The sequence below is a fragment of the Dyella marensis genome (assembly GCF_900112865.1).
Taxonomy (GTDB): domain Bacteria; phylum Pseudomonadota; class Gammaproteobacteria; order Xanthomonadales; family Rhodanobacteraceae; genus Dyella_D; species Dyella_D marensis_A.
The window spans coordinates 20,405-38,923 of the sequence record NZ_FONH01000014.1; the positions used below are offsets into that span (position 1 = coordinate 20,405).

18 protein-coding genes are annotated in these 18,519 nt (G+C 68.8%); 10 read left to right on the plus strand and 8 right to left on the minus strand.

Going from position 1 to position 18,519, the window contains the following annotated elements; translation table 11 throughout:
- Position 1 precedes the first annotated feature (1 nt).
- Positions 2 to 667: a phosphoribosylglycinamide formyltransferase gene (purN, locus tag BM172_RS15980; RefSeq protein WP_026636807.1), complete on the minus strand. Its 666-nt coding sequence runs from the start codon at positions 665 to 667 to the stop codon at positions 2 to 4.
- Between the two features lie 78 nt (positions 668 to 745).
- Positions 746 to 1,774, minus strand: coding sequence for a phosphoribosylformylglycinamidine cyclo-ligase (gene purM, locus BM172_RS15985; protein WP_026636806.1), 1,029 nt, complete (start codon positions 1,772 to 1,774; stop codon positions 746 to 748).
- 94 nt (positions 1,775 to 1,868) lie between these two features.
- On the opposite strand from purM, the gene BM172_RS15990 reads away from it, so the two are divergent.
- The 4 genes from BM172_RS15990 to hda all read left to right on the plus strand — a co-directional run bounded on the left by BM172_RS15990 (position 1,869) and on the right by hda (position 5,407).
- Positions 1,869 to 2,846 (plus strand): DUF2066 domain-containing protein, encoded by a 978-nt coding sequence (locus BM172_RS15990; protein ID WP_026636805.1) that lies wholly within the window; start codon positions 1,869 to 1,871, stop codon positions 2,844 to 2,846.
- A 26-nt stretch (positions 2,847 to 2,872) separates the two neighbouring features.
- A complete protein-coding gene (locus tag BM172_RS15995) occupies positions 2,873 to 3,436 on the plus strand; it encodes a CDP-alcohol phosphatidyltransferase family protein (protein ID WP_026636804.1) in 564 nt (187 codons plus the stop codon).
- Positions 3,437 to 3,524: 88 nt separating this feature from the next.
- Entirely contained in the window at positions 3,525 to 4,700 is a 1,176-nt protein-coding gene (locus BM172_RS16000) for an AI-2E family transporter (RefSeq protein ID WP_026636803.1), read from the plus strand.
- Positions 4,697 to 5,407, plus strand: a complete 711-nt coding sequence (gene hda, locus BM172_RS16005; RefSeq protein ID WP_035324202.1) for a DnaA regulatory inactivator Hda — start codon at positions 4,697 to 4,699, stop codon at positions 5,405 to 5,407. The genes BM172_RS16000 and hda overlap by 4 nt, the downstream gene beginning before the upstream one ends.
- A gap of 116 nt (positions 5,408 to 5,523) precedes the next feature.
- Here hda and BM172_RS16010 read toward each other — a convergent pair whose 3' ends face one another.
- Positions 5,524 to 6,327 (minus strand): inositol monophosphatase family protein, encoded by an 804-nt coding sequence (locus BM172_RS16010; protein WP_026636801.1) that lies wholly within the window; start codon positions 6,325 to 6,327, stop codon positions 5,524 to 5,526.
- A 147-nt stretch (positions 6,328 to 6,474) separates the two neighbouring features.
- Here BM172_RS16010 and BM172_RS16015 point away from each other — a divergent pair, with 147 nt between their 5' ends.
- Positions 6,475 to 7,236, plus strand: a complete 762-nt coding sequence (locus tag BM172_RS16015) for an RNA methyltransferase (protein ID WP_026636800.1) — start codon at positions 6,475 to 6,477, stop codon at positions 7,234 to 7,236.
- A gap of 9 nt (positions 7,237 to 7,245) precedes the next feature.
- Here the strand turns inward: BM172_RS16015 and BM172_RS16020 are convergent, their stop codons facing one another.
- On the minus strand, positions 7,246 to 8,568 hold the full coding sequence (locus BM172_RS16020) for a hemolysin family protein (RefSeq protein WP_026636799.1): 1,323 nt from the start codon (positions 8,566 to 8,568) through the stop codon (positions 7,246 to 7,248).
- Between the two features lie 154 nt (positions 8,569 to 8,722).
- Between BM172_RS16020 and BM172_RS16025 the strand changes: the two genes are divergently transcribed.
- On the plus strand, positions 8,723 to 9,352 hold the full coding sequence (locus tag BM172_RS16025) for a DUF47 domain-containing protein (RefSeq protein WP_026636798.1): 630 nt from the start codon (positions 8,723 to 8,725) through the stop codon (positions 9,350 to 9,352).
- Positions 9,353 to 9,362: 10 nt separating this feature from the next.
- The gene (locus BM172_RS16030) at positions 9,363 to 10,481 is read left to right on the plus strand and encodes an inorganic phosphate transporter (protein ID WP_026636797.1); all 1,119 of its coding nucleotides are present in this window, start codon (positions 9,363 to 9,365) and stop codon (positions 10,479 to 10,481) included.
- 4 nt (positions 10,482 to 10,485) lie between these two features.
- Here BM172_RS16030 and BM172_RS16035 read toward each other — a convergent pair whose 3' ends face one another.
- Positions 10,486 to 10,890, minus strand: a complete 405-nt coding sequence (locus BM172_RS16035) for a hypothetical protein (protein ID WP_026636796.1) — start codon at positions 10,888 to 10,890, stop codon at positions 10,486 to 10,488.
- A gap of 111 nt (positions 10,891 to 11,001) precedes the next feature.
- On the opposite strand from BM172_RS16035, the gene BM172_RS16040 reads away from it, so the two are divergent.
- From BM172_RS16040 to ybaL, 3 genes are all read left to right on the plus strand, one after another.
- Positions 11,002 to 11,343, plus strand: coding sequence for an MGMT family protein (locus BM172_RS16040; RefSeq protein ID WP_026636795.1), 342 nt, complete (start codon positions 11,002 to 11,004; stop codon positions 11,341 to 11,343).
- A gap of 175 nt (positions 11,344 to 11,518) precedes the next feature.
- Positions 11,519 to 13,330, plus strand: coding sequence for a DNA helicase RecQ (gene recQ, locus BM172_RS16045; protein WP_026636794.1), 1,812 nt, complete (start codon positions 11,519 to 11,521; stop codon positions 13,328 to 13,330).
- A gap of 338 nt (positions 13,331 to 13,668) precedes the next feature.
- Positions 13,669 to 15,327: a YbaL family putative K(+) efflux transporter gene (gene ybaL, locus BM172_RS16050; protein WP_026636793.1), complete on the plus strand. Its 1,659-nt coding sequence runs from the start codon at positions 13,669 to 13,671 to the stop codon at positions 15,325 to 15,327.
- 120 nt (positions 15,328 to 15,447) lie between these two features.
- Here the strand turns inward: ybaL and BM172_RS16055 are convergent, their stop codons facing one another.
- From BM172_RS16055 to BM172_RS16065, 3 genes are all read right to left on the minus strand, one after another.
- Positions 15,448 to 15,711 carry a hypothetical protein gene (locus BM172_RS16055; RefSeq protein ID WP_026636792.1) on the minus strand — a complete coding sequence of 88 codons (264 nt, stop codon included), beginning with the start codon at positions 15,709 to 15,711 and terminating at the stop codon, positions 15,448 to 15,450.
- Between the two features lie 163 nt (positions 15,712 to 15,874).
- Complete coding sequence (locus tag BM172_RS16060; RefSeq protein ID WP_026636791.1) at positions 15,875 to 17,527, minus strand: M28 family metallopeptidase; 1,653 nt, start codon at positions 17,525 to 17,527, stop codon at positions 15,875 to 15,877.
- 390 nt (positions 17,528 to 17,917) lie between these two features.
- Positions 17,918 to 18,346, minus strand: coding sequence for a PepSY domain-containing protein (locus BM172_RS16065; RefSeq protein ID WP_026636790.1), 429 nt, complete (start codon positions 18,344 to 18,346; stop codon positions 17,918 to 17,920).
- Positions 18,347 to 18,519: the final 173 nt, after the last annotated feature.

Consider the following 18,519-nt stretch of genomic DNA (forward strand, 5'->3'; position numbering starts at 1 on the left):
CTTAGCGGCGGAGTTCGTCGCCGCGAAGTTCCAACGGCGCGGACAGTCGCTCGCCATCGAGCGCCACGCCATCGGGCGCCGCATAAGCCAATCGGCTCGCGGCAATCAATCGCACCACCGCCGGCAGCAGTCGGTGCTCGTAAGCAAGCAGCCGCTGCGCCAGCAGATCTTCATGATCGCCCGCCTCGATGCCGATCCGCGCCTGCGCAATCACCGGCCCGCCATCCAGCTCGGCGGTGACGTAGTGCACGCTGGCGCCATGCTCCAGGTCGCCGGCCTCCAGCGCGCGGCGATGCGTATGCAGGCCGCGGTACTTCGGCAGCAGCGAGGGATGGATATTGATCATCCGCCCGACCCAGGGATGCAGCGCCTCGCCGTCGAGGATGCGCATGTAGCCGGCCAGCACCAGCAGTTCCGCGCCGGTAGCTTCGATGCGCGCGAACAGGTCCAGGTCGAAATCGCGGCGCGACGGATAGGCTTTTGGATTCAGCGCCAGCCGCGGAATGCCCGCCGCCTGCGCAAGCTCCAGCGCGCCGGCGCTGGCCTTGTCGCTGCCCACCAGCACGAACTCCACCGGCAGCGTGCCCGCGTCGCGCGCGGCGATCAGGGCCTGCAGGTTGCTGCCGCGTCCGGAAGCGAGGACGGCGATGCGAAGAGGAGAGGACATGCGCGGGCCCGGGCGTTCGGGCCGCGCGATCGCCTTGGGATCGCGCGGCGATGAAGATGGAGAAGGAAGCGGACCGGCTCAGCCGATGTGCACGCGCTCGTCGCCCTGCGCGGCCACCACCTCGCCGATCACCGAGCTGGCGAGGTGGTGCTTGGCCAGCAGCGCCGAGGCCGCGGCGACGGCGTCGCGCGGCAGGATCACGGTGAAGCCGACGCCGCAGTTGAAGGTGCGCCACATTTCCTCGCGCGCCACCTTGCCTTCGCGCATCAGCCAGTCGAACACCGGCGGCAGCACGATGGCCGAGGCGTCCAGCGCCAGGCCCAGCCCGTCCGGCACCACGCGGATGATGTTTTCCTTCAGGCCGCCGCCGGTGATGTGGGCCATGCCGTGCACGGGGGCGTTCTGCAGCAGTTCCAGCATCGGCTTCACGTAGATGGTGGTCGGCGCCATCAGCGCATCGGCCAGCGTCGTGCCGCCCAGGTCGAGATCCAGCGGGCTGCCGGCGCGCTCGAGGATCTTGCGGATCAGCGAATAACCGTTGGAGTGCGGGCCGGACGAAGCGACGCCCAGGATCACGTCGCCGGCCACGATCGCCTCGCCGCTCATCAGCGCGGATTTCTCCACCGCGCCGACGGTGAAGCCGGCCAGGTCGTACTCGCCCGGCGGGTACATGTCCGGCATCTCGGCGGTCTCGCCGCCGATCAGCGCGCAGCCGGCCAGTTCGCAGCCCTTGGCGATACCGCCGACCACGGCGACGGTGGTGTCCACGTCGAGCTTGCCGGTGGCGAAGTAATCCAGGAAGAACAGCGGTTCGGCGCCCTGCACCAGCACGTCGTTGACGCACATGCCGACCAGGTCGATGCCGATGCTGTCGTGGCGGCCCAGCTGCTGGGCGAGCTTGAGCTTGGTGCCGACGCCGTCGGTGCCGGAGACCAGCACGGGTTCCTTGTAACGCCCGGCCAGGTCGAACAGGCCGCCGAAGCCGCCCAGGCCGCCCATCACTTCGGGACGGAAGGTGCGCTTGACCAGGGGCTTGATGCGTTCGACCACGGCATTGCCCGCGTCGATATCGACGCCGGCGGCGCGGTAGGTGAGTGCGTCGGACATGGCAGGAACCGGCGTGGAGAAACGCCCAATGATAGACGCTGGGGGCCGGATTGGGCAGACTGCGGAGCGTTTTCCCCGCCGGCCTTCCGAGCTTATGCGCCTGTCCCGCCTGCTGTTCGTCGGCCTCCTGCTGGCCCTCCTGATTCCCGCCGTGCACGCCCAGGGCCAGGTCTCGCCCTATACGGTGACCGTGCCGGTGACCGACACCAGCGAGGCCAGGCGCGACGACGCCTTCAGCGTCGCGCTCAGCCAGGTGCTGGCGCGCACCGCCGGCGGCCAGGACCTGCGCGGCAAGCCCGGCTACGACGATGCGCTGAAGTCGGCCCCCGGCATCGTGCAGCAGTACCAGTACCAGCGCGCCGCGGGCGGGCTGGCGCTGCAGGTCAGCTTCGACCCGGGCGCGGTGCAGCGCGCGGTGTCCCAGATGGGCGTGGCCGGCAGCTCGGGCAAGCCGCCGGTGCTGCTGCTGGTGCGCGACACCGCCGGCAACGTGATGGACAAGGACGCGCTGGCGCCGCTGGCCCAGGCCGTGGCGCAGCGCGGCTACAGCGTGGTGCTGGCCGATCCGGCCAAGGCCACGGATGGTCCGTCGGTGGCTGCCGCCGAGCCCGACCAGATCTTCGCGCTGGCCCGCCAGTACAAGACCGGCCTGGTCCTGCTCGGCCAGCTGCGCACCGATGGCGCCGACTGGAACCTGGTCTCCGGCGGTCCGCAGCAAAAGTGGAACAGCACCGGCGCGCCGACCCAGCAGACCCTGATCGACGCCGGCAACGCGTTGTCCGACCGCCTGGGCAAGCAGCTCAACGTGATCGGCTCCGGCAACATCGCCGGCAAGCTGTGGGTGAGCGGCGTCGCCTCCGCGCTGGACTACGCCAACCTGCTGGCCACGCTGCGCGCCGATCCGATGGTGCGCGACGTGGTCACGCTGAGCGCGCAGAACGACGGCATCCTGTTCGCCGTCAAGACCGGCCTGCCGCTGAATGTGATGGCCGGCAACCTCACTGCCGGCGGCCGCCTGCTCGAAGCCGATGCCCATGCCGGCGCCGACGCCAGCCTGCGCTGGGTGCACTGAGCCGAAGGCGGCAGGGGAGCGCGGCGATGCCTGGCCAGCCGCAGCTTTCGCCCTGGCGTCATCTTCCCAACGCCATCACGCTGCTGCGCATCCTGCTGGTCCCGCCGATCGGCTGGGCCATCCTGGCGCGCGAGCCGCGGCTGGCGCTCGGCCTGATCGCACTGGCCGGGTTTACCGACGGCCTGGACGGTTTCCTGGCCCGGCGCTGCGGCTGGCAGAGCCGGCTCGGCGGCATCCTCGACGCGGCCGCCGACAAGCTGCTGCTGGTGACCTGCTTCGTGCTGCTGGCCGTGATCGGGCTCGCGCCGTGGTGGCTGGCCGCGCTGGTGTGCGGGCGCGATGCGGTGATCGCGCTCGGCGCGCTGGCCTGGCGCTGGCTGATCGGCCCGCTGCGGCCTCAGCCCAGCCTGGTCTCCAAGGCCTGCACCCTGCTGCAGATTCTTTACCTGCTGGGAGTGCTGGCGGCCGACCTGGGCTGGCCGGTGCCGCCCATGCTCCCGCTCGCATGGCTGGTCGCCGCGCTGTGCCTGGCCAGCGGCGCGGACTATGTGTGGCGCTGGTCGCGCCGGGCCCGGGCGGCGCTGCGCTGACAGCACGGCGCGCATCAGTCACACTTGCGTTCGAGGCCATGCCGCCCGGCAAGCCGCCCTCGCCACCTCCCACGACGAGTCGCGACGAATGACCCAGGACATTTCCCGCCGCTGGCAGATGCTGGCGATCACCGCAGTGATCCTCTACCTGCTCTGGCTGCTGGCGCCGGTGCTGATGCCGTTCGCCGTGGCCGGCATGTTCGCCTACCTGGGCGACCCCTTGGCGGACCGGCTGGAGCGCCTGGGGATGGGCCGCACGGTGGCGGTGAGCGTGGTGTTCTTCGTGCTGCTGCTGGTCACGGTCGGCGCGCTGCTGCTGCTGATCCCGCTGATCTCGCGCCAGGTCGATAACCTGGTGCAGAGCCTGCCGCACTACGTGGACTGGGTGCGCACCACCGCCTTGCCGTGGCTGCAGGCCAAGCTGCGCCTGGATCCGAACGCCTTCGACAGCGACCGCCTGGTCGCCGAGATCAAGGACCACCTGGGCTCGCTCGGCGGCGTCGTCTCGACGGTGCTGGGCAAGGTCACCCGCTCGGGCCTGGGCGTGATCGCCTGGATGACCAACCTGGTGCTGATCCCGGTGGTGGCGTTCTACCTGCTGCGCGACTGGGACCGCCTGGTGGCGTGGATCGACGACATGCTGCCGCGCTCGATCGAGCCGACCGTCGCGCACCTGGCGCGCGAGTCCGACCTGGTGCTGGGCGCGTTCGTGCGCGGCCAGCTGCTGGTGATGCTGGCGCTGGGCATCTTCTACGGCGCGGGCCTGTCGATCCTGGGGCTATCGGTGGGGCCGCTGATCGGCATGGTCGCCGGCCTGCTGAGCTTCGTGCCATACCTGGGTTTCATCGTCGGCTTCGGCTCGGCGGTGATCGCGGTGCTGGTGCAGTACGGCGACTGGACCCATCTGACCCTGGTGGTCGTGGTATTCGTGATCGGCCAGCTGCTGGAAGGCTATGTGCTGGTGCCGCGCCTGGTCGGCGAGAAGATCGGCCTGCATCCGGTGGCGGTGATCTTCGCGGTGCTCGCCGGCGGTTACCTGTTCGGCTTCCTGGGCATCCTGCTGGCGCTGCCGGCGGCCTCGGTGATCCTGGTGGTGCTGCGCTATCTCAGCCAGCGATACCGGCATAGCGGACTGTATACGGAAGAAGGGCGGCAGGACCCGGTGATCGCGGAGATGGAAGTGGCGGTGGAGCAGGGCGAGGACGGCATCGAGGTGGACGTGAAACAACACACCCGGAAGGATCGGGACGACCCGCAGGCATGATTGGGCAGTTGAACGTGCCTCAATTACCCCTGGCGCTGCGCTGGCCGCGGCGCCAGCGCTTCGAGCATTTCCACGACGGCTCCAATGCAGCGACGGTCGCCGCGGTACGCGAACTGGCCATGACGCACGGCACGCCGTGGCTCAATCTGAGCGGTCCCGCCGGCAGCGGCAAGAGCCACCTGCTGATGGCCGCCTGCCAGGTCGCCAGCGCAGCCGGCCGCACCGTGCAGTACCTGCCGTTGGGCGCGATCGGCCAGCGCGCGGCGGCGATCCGCGGCGTCGCTGGCAGCGAGCTGCTGGCATTGGACGACCTGGGCGCCATCGCCGGCGACCGCGAGGCCGAGCACGCGCTGTTCGACGTCTATAACCAGTCCCGCGCCGAAGGGCTGGCGATGCTGTTCGCCGCCGAGGCGATTCCGTCCCAGCTCGGGCTGGGCCTGCCGGACCTGCGTTCGCGCCTGGGCGCCTGCCAGCAGGCGGTGCTCAAGCCCTTGGACGATGCCGAGCGGCGCGCCGTGCTGAAAGGCCAGGCCGCCGGCCGCGGCATCGAGCTGGACGACACCGTGCTGGACTGGCTGTTCGCCCGCTATGCGCGCGACCTGGGCGCGCTGCTGGATCTGCTGGACAAGCTGGACCAGGCCTCGCTGGCCGCACAGCGGCGCATCACGGTGCCGTTCCTGCGCGGCTTCCTCAAGGACCAAGGCTGACCGGAGCCGACCGGCGTAGGTTGGGGTGAGCCAAAGGCGAACCCCAACACTGCGGTGAGTTTGGACGTGACGATGTTGGGGTTCGCCTTTGGCTCACCCCAACCTACGCCGCGGTGTCAGGCCTTGAGCAGCCCCGGCGTCGACTGTGCGCCGATGATCTGGGTCATCGCCTGCACCACGTGCAGGTTGCCCGCGATGATGTTGCCGCTGGCCGGGATGCCGTCGCGGCCGGCGAAGTCGCCGTAGCGGCCGCCCGCCTCGCGTACCAGCAGCACGCCGGCGGCCATGTCCCAGGGCTTGAGGCCGATCTCGAAATAACCGTCGTAGCGGCCGGCGGCCACATAGGAGAGATCCAGCGCGGCCGAGCCGGAGCGGCGGATGTCCTCGGCCTGGCCGAGCAGCACGCGCGTCATGTTGAGCTGGGCTTCCAGGTGCTGGCGCTGGCGGTACGGATAGCCGGTGGCGATCATCGCGCCGCCCAGGTCCTCGCGCTTGCTGACGCGGATGCGGCGGTCGTTGAGATAGGCGCCGTCGCCCTTGCTGGCGGTGAACAGCTCGCCGCGCAGCGGATCGAACACCACGCCGTAGACCGGCTCGCCCTTCTCGAGCAGGGCGATCGACACGGAGAAGTGCGGGATGCCGCGCAGGTAGTTGTGCGTGCCGTCGAGCGGATCGATCACCCAGGTCAGCGGGCCCTTGCCCATGGCGCCGCTTTCCTCGGCGAGGATGGCGTGGCTCGGGTAGGCGCGGCGCAGTTCCTTGACGATCTCGGCTTCGGCCAGGCGGTCGACTTCCGAGGCGAAGTCCATGCGTTGCTTTTCGACGATATTGAGGCCGTCGATGCGGTTCATGTAGCGCAGGATCACGTTTCCAGCGGCGCGAGCGGCGCGCACCGCGACGTTGACGGCGGGTCTGGGCATGGCTTCGGCTTTTCGAAAGAACGGGGAGCGGCCGCGAAGTCTAGCAGGGCGGCGAGACGGCGGCCAGGGAAGGCGGGCGCCAGGCGGCCTGGAACGCCGGTTCCCGCTATCCTTGCGCCCCCTTCGCTGCCTGCCGCGCCGCCGCTCATGACCGATCTGGCCTCCCTCGTCCGCTTCGTCCTGGTGCGTACCTCGCACCCCGGGAACATCGGCAGCTCGGCGCGGGCCATGCGCACCATGGGCTTCGGCCGGATGGCCCTGGTCGCCCCGCACCGCTTCCCGCATGCCGACGCCTTGGCCCTGGCCGCCGGCGCCGACGACGTGCTGGCGCAGGCCGGCGTGCACGACGGGCTGGTCGACGGCCTGGCCGGCTGCAGCCTGGCCCTGGGCCTGTCGGCGCGGCGGCGCGGCGTGGATCTGGAGGAGCTGTCCCCGCGCGAGGCTGCCGCACGCGTGCTGGCAGCCGCCGGCCGCGGCGAGCAGGTGGCGCTGGTGTTCGGCAACGAGCGCACCGGCCTGGAGAACGAGGAGCTGGCGCGCTGCCACGCGATGGTGCGCATTCCCAGCGTGGACGATTTCAGCTCGTTGAATCTCTCGCAGGCGGTGCAGGTGATGGCCTACGAGCTGCGCGTGGCCCTGCTCGGCGGCACGGTGCCGGCGGCGCCGGTGCGCGACGATGCCGAGCCGCCGGCCGACGCGGCGCGCATGGAACGCTTCTACGAGCACTTGTCCGAAACGCTCGACGACATCGATTTCCACAAGGGCCGCGCGCCGACCACCATCATGCTCAGGCTGCGCAAGCTGTTCCAGCGCGCGCAGATGGACGAGCGCGAGCTGCGCATCCTGCACGGCATCTTCGCCGATGCGCAGCGCATGGCGCGCATCGCGCAGGACAAGGACAAGCAGTAAGCAGCGCGGTTACTGCTCGTCGTCGGCCGGCTCGTCGCGCCGCGCCGGCGTGATCAGCAGCTTGTCGATGCGCGCGCCGTCCAGGTCCACCACTTCGAAGCGGATGCCCTGCCAGGCGAATACCTCGCCGGTCTGCGGAATATGGCCGAGCACGGCCATCACCATGCCGGCGGCGGTGCGGTATTCATGCTCCTGCTCGCCGGGCAGGTGGTCCACGTGCAGCAGTTCGCGCAGGTCGTCGGTGGAGATCGAGCCGTCGACCAGCCAGCTGCCGTCCTCGCGCGGCACGATCGGCGCGGTTTCCTCGCCGCCCTGGCTCGAGCGCTGGCTGGCGCCGACCACGGCCGAGAGCAGGTCGTTGAGCGTGACCAGGCCTTCGATGTCGCCGTACTCGTCCACCACCAGGGCCAGCTGGGTCTCGGCGTCGCGGAACTCCTCCAGCAGGTCCAGCGCGCGCGCCGTGGCCGGCACGAACAGCGGCTTGGCCATGCGGCCGAACAGGTCCGGCGAGCCGTGGCGGAAATTGCGCAGCAGGTGCTTGACCTCGACCACGCCGGCCACGTCGCTTTCGTCGCCGCGGTAGACGGGATAGCGCGAGTAGGGCGTGTCGCGCAGCACTTCGTCGTTTTCTTCCGGCGCGGCGGACATGTCCAGCCAGGCGATGCGCGTGCGCGGGGTCATCACGCTGTCCACCGTGCGGTCGCCCAGGCGCAGCACGCGGTTGACCATGTTGTGCTCGTCCGCGTCCAGCACGCCCTGCTCGGCGCTTTCGGCCACCAGCAGGCGGATTTCCTCTTCGGTCACCGCATCGCGGCTGCGCTGGGCCACGCGCAGCAGGCGCAGCAGCTGGGTGCTGGAGAAGTTCAACAGCCACACGAACGGCGCGGCGATGCGCGACAGCACCAGCATCGGCATGGCCACGAAGCCGGAGACCTTCTCCGGCGCCGACAGCGCCAGGCGCTTGGGCACCAGCTCGCCGATCACGATCTGGATGAAGGAGATCAGGGCGAAGCCGAGCACCAGGCCGATCACCTTGGCGTAGGGCTCCAGCCAGGCGGCCTGGCCGCCGTGCAGGGCTTCGGCGATGTGGTCGCCCAGGGCGTCGCCGGCGATGGCGCCGGTGACCAGGATCACCAGGGTCATGCCCACCTGCACGGTGGACAGGAAATGCTCGGGGGCCTCGGCGTGGCGCAGCGCGACGCGGGCGCGCCGGCTGCTCTTGGCCATCTGCTTGAGGCGGCTCTTGCGGGAGGCGACCAGCGCCATTTCCGAGAGGGCGAAGAAGCCGTTGGCCAGCGCGAGCACGAAGACGGTCGCGATCTCGGTCAGCATCGGGGGGAAACGGTGGCGGGTCGGGGCATGCCGGGGAGTGTAAGGCCTGCCGGCGGCGGGACGGAAAAGGGGGCAGGCTGCGGCCGTGCGGGGGCGTCCTGTAACATATCCGTCAAATTTCCTTTCTTCCCATCGACTTCCAGGCACTCCCCGCATGTTTTCACTGCAGACGATCTTCGGCAAAGGCGACAAGTTCTATGGCCTGCTCGAACAAAGCGCCGAGGCGGCACGGGAGAGCTGCCGCGCCCTGCACGAACTGGTGACCCATACCGACCGCGCGCCGGTGATGGCCGCCTTCGCCTCCGCGCGGGCGCGCGAGAAGGCGCTGGCCGCGCAGATCAGCGAGGAGCTGGTCAACACCTTCGTCACCGCGCTGGACCGCGAGGACATCGAGGCGCTGAACTCGGCGCTGTACAAGATTCCCAAGACCGTGGAGAAGTTCGCCGAGCGCTACGAGATCGTCGGCCCGCGCGTCGCCGACGTGGATTTCGCCCAGCGTGCGCAGGTGCTGGAGCAGGCCAGCGCGGTGGTCTCGGAGATGATCGGCGAGCTGCGCCGCGGCCTGCGCATCGACCCGGTGAAGAAGCTGCAGGACCGGCTGCAGACGCTGGAATCCGAAGGCGACCGCATGCTGCTGTCGCCGTACCGCACGCTGTACGTGGAAGGCAACGACGCGATGCGCGCCATGCTGGCCAAGGACCTGTTCGAGCTGATCGAGAAGGCGATCGACAAGTGCCGCGACGTCGGCAACATCGTGTACTCCATCGTGCTCAAGAACTCCTGAGGCGCCCGCGATGAGCATGGTTCTCGCGGTAGTGCTGATCGCACTCGTCTTCACCTACATCAACGGCTTCCACGACACCGCCAACTCCATCGCCACGGTGGTGGCGACCAAGGTGCTGACCCCCGGCCAGGCGGTGATCCTGGCCGCCATCACCAATCTGATCGGCGCGCTGTGGGGCACCGCGGTGGCCAAGACGATCGCTGCGGGCCTGATCGATACCAGCGTGGTGGCGGCCGGTTCCCAGCTGTTGATCTGTGCGCTGGGCGCGGCCACGGTGTGGAACCTGATCACCTGGTGGCTGGGCCTGCCGTCCAGTTCCAGCCATGCCCTGGTCGGCGCGCTGGTCGGCGCCGCGATCGCGGCGTCGGGCGACAACTTCGCCTCGATCATCTGGTCGCAGGGCGGCGCGCACTGGTGGCAGGGCAAGGGCGTGATCCCCAAGGTGGTGGTGCCGATGGTGGTGTCGCCGCTGCTGGGCTTCGTGATCGGTTTCCTGCTGATGGGCGCGTTGTACGCGCTGCTGGGCTGGTTCTCCGGCCGGCAGGGCTTCCTGCGCCGCTTCGGCCGCACCCCCTTCGTCAACAGCTTCTTCGGCAAGGCGCAGATCGTCTCGGCCAGCGCGATGGGCCTGGCCCACGGCATGAACGACGCGCAGAAGAGCATGGGCATCATCGCCCTGGCCCTGGCCGGCGCCACCGCGGCCGGCCAGTTCGACGGGCTGCCGTCGTGGCTGGGCTTCCTGCGCATCCACGGCTCGGCCACCGGCGGCTTCGACGTGCCGGCCTGGGTGGCGGTGGTGTGCGCGCTGACCATGGCCGGCGGCACCGCCGGCGGCGGCTGGCGCATCATCAAGACGCTGGGCCACAAGATGGTCAAGCTGCACCCGATCAACGGCTTCGCCGCCGAGGGCAGCTCGGCCGCGGTGATCCTCACCGCCTCGGTGCTGGGCGTCCCGGTGTCGACCACGCACAACGTCTCGGCCTCGATCATGGGCGTCGGCGCGGCCAAGCGCTGGAACGCGATCCGCTGGTCGGTGGTGGAGCGGATGGTGTGGGCCTGGATCCTCACCCTGCCGGTCACGGCCCTGCTGGCCTACGGCGGGGTGCGGCTGGCGCAGGCGCTGCTTTAAGGCATCAGAAGTCGTCGCCGCCGTCGGCGACGACCTGTTCCAGTTCGTCGCCCAGCGCACCCAGCTCGTGGATCACGCGCTGCAGCTCTTCGATGGAAAGCAGCTCGTAGGGCCGGTTCTCGCACAGGTGCAGGAAAGGCGAGCCGTCCAGGTCGGCCACCGCCAGGAAACCGACGCGCTGCTCCCAGTTGAAGCGCAGGCAGCGGCGCGCATCGGCGCCGGCCAGCGGGCCGATCGGGGTGGAGATGCGCAGGAAGCGCCGTCCGGCCTCGTCCTCCAGCTCAGTCAGGTAGATGCCCTGGTGGCGACCGCGCGGCAGCGGCAGGTCGAAGCTGATCAGGTAGGGCCCGTTGTGGCGCAGCTCATGCTTGGCGCCGATGTGCGAACGCACGGCTTCGAAGTGATGCATGCTGCGGCTCCCGGCGGAAGAACGGGTTCCGCTACTCTGCCACGACTTTGTGACGGCGCGCGCTAAGACTTCTTGCTATAGGCCGCCATGCCGTCTCACCTCGGTTACGCCATGAACGAAGCCCACGCCCGCATTTTCGCCGCCATTGCCGCCATTCCCCCGGGCCGCGTCGCCAGCTACGGCGCCATCGCCGCCCGCGCCGGCCTGCCGGGGCGCGCGCGCCTGGTCGGCCGCGCGCTGGGCGAAGTGCCGGAGGGGATGGAGCTGCCGTGGTTCCGCGTGCTGCGCTCCAGCGGGCAGATCGCGTTTCCGCCGGGCAGCCGCGGGTTTCGCGAGCAGTCGAAGCGTCTGCGTGCGGAAGGCGTCGAAGTGAAGAACGGCAAGGTGCCGCTGTCGCGCTTCGGGCTGGATGCGGATATCGACCGCGCGCTGTGGGGCATGCCGGGCGGGTAGGTTGGGGTGAGCGCAGCGAACCCCAACGTGGCGTTCGTGGTGCGAGGTTCGTTGGCGTTCGCTGTGCTCACCCCAACCTACGCCAGCTAGGCCTACGGCGATATCGGAGCAGGCTTACACGACGAAACGCCTCAGGCTGAGAGCTGCCACGGCCGCATTTGCTAGCATTCGTCGGATGCCTTCCTCCCCCCTCGACATCCTCCACAGCGTCTTCGGCTACACCAGCTTCCGCGGCCAGCAGCAAGCCATCGTCGAACAGGTGGCCGAGGGCGGCGACGCCCTGGTGCTGATGCCCACCGGCGGCGGCAAGTCGCTGTGCTACCAGATTCCGGCGCTGCTGCGGCAGGGCACGGGCATCGTGGTGTCGCCGCTGATCGCGCTGATGCAGGACCAGGTCGACGCGTTGCGCGAAGCCGGCGTGGCCGCGGCCTATCTCAATTCCAGCCTGTCCGCCGAGGACCAGCGCGAGGTCGAGCGGCAGCTGCTGGCGGGCGAGTTGAACCTGCTTTACGTGGCGCCGGAGCGCCTGCTCACGGGGCGCTTCCTCGGCCTGCTGGAACGCACCGAGGTGGCGCTGTTCGCCATCGACGAGGCGCACTGCGTGTCGCAGTGGGGTCACGATTTCCGCCCCGAATACCGCGAGCTGGCGGTGCTGCACCAGCGTTTCCCGCAGGTGCCGCGCATCGCGCTCACCGCCACCGCCGACCCGCGCACGCGCGAGGAGATCGTCGAGCGCCTGGCGCTGCAGGACGCGCGCCAGTTCCTGTCGAGCTTCGACCGGCCCAACATCCGCTACCGCGCCGGCCTGCGCCACAACGCGAAGCGGCAGCTGACCGATTTCCTGGAAGGCCATCGCGGCGAGGCCGGCATCGTGTACTGCCTGAGTCGCCGCAAGGTCGACGAGACCGCCGCCTGGCTGGTCGAGAGCGGCATCGCCGCGCTGCCCTATCACGCCGGCCTGGATGCGGCCACGCGCGCGGCCAACCAGCAGCGCTTCCTGCGCGAGGACGGCGTGGTGATGGTCGCCACCGTCGCCTTCGGCATGGGCATCGACAAGCCGGACGTGCGCTTCGTCGCGCACCTGGACCTGCCGCGCAGCATGGAAGGCTATTACCAGGAGACCGGCCGCGCCGGCCGCGACAGCCTGCCGGCGGAGGCCTGGATGATCTACGGCCTGTCGGACGTGGTCACCATGAGCCAGATGATCGCCCAGTCCGAATCGGCGGACGAGCGCAAGCGCGTCGAGCGGCAGAAGCTGGAATCCCTGCTGGCCTTCGCCGAGGCCACCGAATGCCGGCGCGAACGCCTGCTCGGCGCGTTTGGCGAGACCTACCATGGCCCCTGCGGCAACTGCGACAACTGCCTGGAGCCGCCGAAGACCTGGGACGCCACCGTGCCCTCGCAGAAGGCGCTGTCGGCGGTGTACCGCAGCGGGCAGCGCTTCGGCTCGGGCCATGTGATCGACATCCTGCGCGGCGTCGACAGCGAGCGCATGAGCCAGCTGCGCCACGATCACCTGAGCACCTTCGGCATCGGCGCTGACATGGACGAGAAGCAGTGGCGCTCGGTGTTCCGCCAGCTGCTCGCGGCCGGCCTGCTGGAAGCGGAAGGCGAGTACGGCACGCTGCGCCTCACCCGCAGCAGTCGCGAGGTACTGACCGGCAACCGCCAGGTGCTGCTGCGCGAGGACACCCGCCCCGAGCGCCGCTCGCGTCGCCGCCGCGACAGCCAGCTGGTCACCGGCAGCAGCCTGGGCATCGAGGCCTACGAGCAGCCGATGTGGGACGCGCTGCGCGCCCTGCGCGCGAAGCTGGCCAAGCAGCATGGCGTGCCCGCTTATGTGATCTTCCACGACGCCACGTTGCTGTCGATGCTGCGCGAGCTGCCGGCGAACGAGGAGGAGATGGCTTCGATCAGCGGCGTGGGCGAGGCGAAGCTCAAGCGCTATGGGCAGGATTTCCTGGCGGTGATCAACGCGCAGGAGTGATGGGGCTCGGAAGGATTGCGAGCGCCTCCGTCATCCCGGCGCAGGCCGGGATCCAGTGGCGATATGTTGCATGGAACCCTTGGCGTCGAAGAGCCTGCTCTGAGGCTTGTCGCATGACCGAACAACGTCGCTACTGGATCCCGGCCTGCGCCGGGATGACGAGCATGTGGGGCGGCGACGGAATTGCGTTTGCCGCTGAAAAATGGCCTCCGCGCTTGTGCCGCGCCCGCCCAGCCCTTACAACGAATAGACGCGCCACGACGAGCCCGCTTGTCCCCACGGCGCCCCGCGCTCCCGCAGCGCCCGGGTATCCGCTCATCACCGGAAGGACCGCCGCCATGCATGACGCCCCTCTTATCGGCACCATCGTCGGCGGCATCGTGCTCGCCTTCTTCTTCGCCGCGATCGCGCACCGGCTGCGCCTGCCAGCGCTGGCCGGCTATCTGCTCGCCGGCGTGGTGTGCGGGCCGTTCACGCCCGGCTTCGTCGCCGACGGCCATCTCGCCCACCAGCTCGCCGAGATCGGCGTGGTGCTGCTGATGTTCGGCGTGGGCCTGCATTTCTCGCTGAAGGATCTGCTCTCGGTGAAATCCATCGCCATCCCCGGCGCGCTGGGGCAGATGGCGGTGGCCACCGTGCTCGGCATGCTGCTGGGCTGGGCGCTGGACTGGCCGCTGGTGCAGAGCTTCGTGTTCGGCCTGGCGCTGTCGGTGGCCAGCACGGTGGTGCTGCTGCGTGCTATGGAAGAGCGCCGCCTGATGGAGACCGAGCGCGGCCGCATCGCGGTGGGCTGGCTGATCGTCGAGGACCTGGCGATGGTGCTGGCGCTGGTGCTGCTGCCGGCGATCGGGGCGTCGCTCAATGCCGGGCAGTCGATGTCGTTCGGCGAGATCGCCGTGACGGTCGGCATGACCATCGGCAAGGTGGTGGCCTTCGTGGCGGTGATGCTGATCGTCGGCAAGCGGCTGATTCCGTGGCTGCTGCAGGTGATCGCGCAGACCGGTTCGCGCGAGCTGTTCCGGCTCGCCGTGCTGGCGATCGCGCTGGGCGTGGCGTTCGGTGCGGCCGGCCTGTTCGGCGTGTCGTTCGAGCTGGGCGCGTTCTTCGCCGGCATGATGATGGGCGAATCGAAGCTGGCGCACGACGCCGCGGAGGAAACCCTGCCGCTGCGCGATGCCTTCGCGGTGCTGTTCTTCGTCTCCATCGGCATGCTGTTCAACTACCAGGTGCTGCTGGCCGAGCCGCTGGTGGTGCTGGCCGCGCTGGCCATCATCGTGATCGGCAAGTCGGTGGCGGCGCTGGGCATCGTGCTGGCTTTCCGCAAGCCGCTCACCACCGCGCTGACCATCGCCACCAGCCTGGCGCAGATCGGCGAGTTCTCTTTCATCCTGATCGGCGTGGGCGTGGCTCAGAACCTGGTCTCCAAGGAGGCGCAGGACGTGCTGCTGGCCGCGGCGATCCTGTCCATCCTGATCAATCCGCTGCTGTTCAAGCTGCTGGACCGCGCCAAGGCCCGGCTGGATGCGCGTGCCGCGCCGAGCGAGGAAGCGCAGGGCGGCATCGCCGCGGAGCCGCTGCAGCCCACGGCGCTGCGTGGCCATGTGGTGGTTGCCGGCTACGGGCGTCTCGGCCAGCTGCTGGGCGAGGCGGTGCATGCCACGGGCGTGCCGCTGCTGGTGCTGGAAGAAGAGAAGGATCACGTCGATGCCTTGCGGCAGCAGGGCATCGAGACGCTGGTGGGCAATGCGTCGAGCGATGAAGTGCTGGACGCCGCCAATCTGCCGGAAGCGAAGGCCTTGCTGGTGACCTTGCCGCAGGCGTTCGAGAGCGGCGAGGTGGTGCGCGCGGCGCGGCAGTTGAATCCGGCGCTGCGCATCATCGTGCGGGCGGATTCGGAGGAGTGCCGCGAGCATCTGCAGAAGCAGGGCGCGGATCTGGTGGTGATGGGCGAGCGGGAGCTGGCGCGGGCGATGACCGAAGGATTGGCGCCGGCATGACACGATCGACGTAACCGGCGTAGGTTGGGGTGAGCGCAGCGAACCCCAACGTGGCGTTTGCGGCGCACGTCCGTTGGGGTTCGCTGCGCTCACCCCAACCTACGCCGGCTTTGCCGGCTTTCAGCCTGCCATCCGCCAGCGCACCACCGGCTCGTCCGGGTCGCGTCCATGCGTCAGCGCAGCCAGCTGCGGCAGGTAACGCCATTCTTCGAGCGAGACCGGCAGTCGTGCCTGCGGCCATTGTTCGCGCAGCGCAGCGAGCGCGTCTTCGGCGCTGTCGTGGCGTCCGGTTTCCTGCATGTCGAACATGCTGCGCCAGCGGCGTCCGTGGCGGACGATGCGGAACAGCCCTGCCTTGGCGGGGTATACGTATTGGGCCAGCATGAAGCGGTCTTGCCGTGGGGACGGTGTCCGCATAGCGTGCGCGCCGCCTGTGACCGGATCGTGATTCGACGAAGACGGCTTCGTGGCTTTTCGTGAGTCCGGCGTCAACGAAAAACAAACGGCCCGCAGGTGCGGGCCGTTCGAGTGTTGCCGGTGGCGAGGCTTACTTGCGGTCGGACGCGGTCTTGTCGCGTGCCGCGCGGAACTCCGAATCCTTGCTCCAGTCCGGCCACTGCTTCGAATTGGCCAGCTCGCTGCCCAGCGTGTAGAGAATCTGCAGGTCACGCGCCATGCCGGTGAACGACCAGCCCGCCTCCCACTCGTCCGATGGCTGGTGGTAGTGCTTGTCGGTGTAGTCGTCCTCGGCCTGCTTGCCCGCGGCCAGGCCGCCGTCGACCCAGTCGTTGCCCGAGCCGAACGAGATCGCCGGCACGCCGCGCTTGGCGAAGGAGAAGTGATCGGAGCGGAAGAAATGGCCCGCTTCCGGCTTCGGGTCCGGCGAATAGACCAGGTTCCAGCGCTTGGCGGTGGCGACCAGATCGTCCAGCAGGTCGAGTTTGGCGCTGCCGGAGATGGTGAAGTTACGCGCGGGGCCATGCGGGTCCAGGGCGTCGAGATTGATCACGCCCACCGTCTTGCCCAGCGGATAGAGCGGATTGGCGGCGTAGTACTCGGAGCCGAGCAGGCCCTTTTCCTCGGCCGTCACGTTGAGGAACACGATCGAGCGTTCCGGCTTGGGCGCGCTCTTGAAGGCGCGCGCCAGCTCGACCAGCGCCGCCGTGCCGGTGCCGTTGTCCACCGCGCCGTTGTAGATCTTGTCGCCCTTCGCATCGGGTGCGCCGACGCCGAGGTGATCCCAGTGCGCGCTGTAGATCACCGTCTCGTCCGGACGCTTGGCGCCGTCGATGCGACCCACCACGTTGTGCGAGGTGATCACCTTGCTGTCCACCTTGTAGCTGGCGGAGAAGCTTTCGCCCTTCAGCGTCACCGGCTTGAACTCGCGCGTCTGCGCCTGCTTCTTCAGCGTGTCGAAATCCAGGCCGGCGCGCTTGAACAGATCCACGGCGAAATCGCGCTGGATCCACGCTTCCACCTGCGGATGCGTCTCGGCGGGCTTGTCGCGCACGATGTCGAACATCGCATTGGTGTTGGAGTTCTTCACCGTGTTCCAGCCGTAGGAAGCCGGCTCGGTCTCGTGCACGATCAGCACGCCGGCCGCGCCCTGGCGGGCGGCTTCTTCGTACTTGTAGGTCCAGCGGCCGTAGTAGGTCATGGCCTTGCCGCCGAAGTCGCCCTTGCCGGTCTCGAAGTCGGGATCGTTGACCAGCACCACGGCGATCTTGCCGTGCAGGTCTACGCCCTTGAAGTCGTCCCAGTTGCGCTCCGGCGCCTTCACGCCGTAGCCGACGAAGACCAGCGGCGCGTCCTTGATCGACACCTGTTTGGAGCCGTCCATCGCCGCACGCACGGCGATCTGCTCGCCCTGGGTCAGCGTCTGCGCTTTACCGTCCACTGCCACCGACAGCGCCGGCGTGCCCGCGATCTCCGCGCGCAGCAGCGGCACGGCCTGGGTCCAGGCGCGCTTGCCGTTCTTCAGGTCGCCGCCCGGCTGCAGGCCGGCAGCTTTGTACTGCGCGATCAGGTAGTCGATGGTCTTGGTCTCGCCGGCGGTGGCGGGGCCGCGACCTTCGAACGCGTCGGAGGACAGCGTCTTCACGTCGGCCGAGAGGCGGTGCGGATCGAAGCTCGGCGCTTCGGCTGCCAGCACGGCGCTGGAGATGGACAAGGCGAGGAGCGAAAGGGCGAGTCGTTTCACGGGCGTTACCTGTGGGGAAAACGGACTCAATCATAGAGCGTGCGATACGGAGAGCGCGGCGATGCCTCGGTTTCCATTTGGATCGAGATAATCTCAAAGAGTCCTAGGGACAGTTCCTGCCGGATGGAACTGCATCACAGAATGACTGTGCGCAGGCTCCCTACCATTCGCGCCGGGGAGCACGTTCGACTTCCCGCGGCGTGTCGACAGGGGGCTATGGAAAGCAACAGCTCGACGCAATCCACAAGGCCGTGAGCGCCGCCTATTTCTTCTTGCCGTTCGCCGATCCGTGCGGATGGTTTGGTGGGGATGGATACCTAAGACAAACGAAGCGCCGGGGCGTGAGCCACCGGCGCTTCTTTTTCAGCTGCGATCCGGATCGGTGCCGGCTTAGTCGGTGCCGATGATCTTGCCGGTATGCGGATCGATCTGCAGCTTCACGTCGGCGCCGGCCGGATTCTCCGCCTTGGCGCGCCAGAGGCCGTCCTTGAAGTCGACGTCGTGCACGTGGGTGTAACCGGCGGTGGACAGCGAGGCGCGCACATCCGTTTCGCTCAGGCGCGAGACCTGTTCGTCCGGATAGGCCTCGCCGGTGCGCGGATCGACCTTGACGGTGACGCGCCGACCGTCCGCGCTCTTCGCCTGCGCGCGCCACATGCCGTCGCGGAATTTCAGATCGTGGATCTTCTTGTAGCCCTGCTGCTCGAGCTGGTTCTGCACCTGCCGTTCGGTCAGCGCGTCCTGCGCCATCGCAACCGGAACGGTCAGTGCCAGGGCGAGGCCCAGTGCAGCGGCCAATGAGGCGGAATGAAGCTTCATCGACGTCTCCTCTTTGCGGTGGGACGTTCGAGTCTTCCTCTACGGACCCAACCTGGGGTGAACGAGGACGTCGCGTGCACGAAGCGAAAGATGCGCTGAATAGCGCTCATGGATCCGTCGGGAGGAAAAATCCCGGCGGCGAGTCGCTCCGACGATCTCGCCGCCGCTGGCGT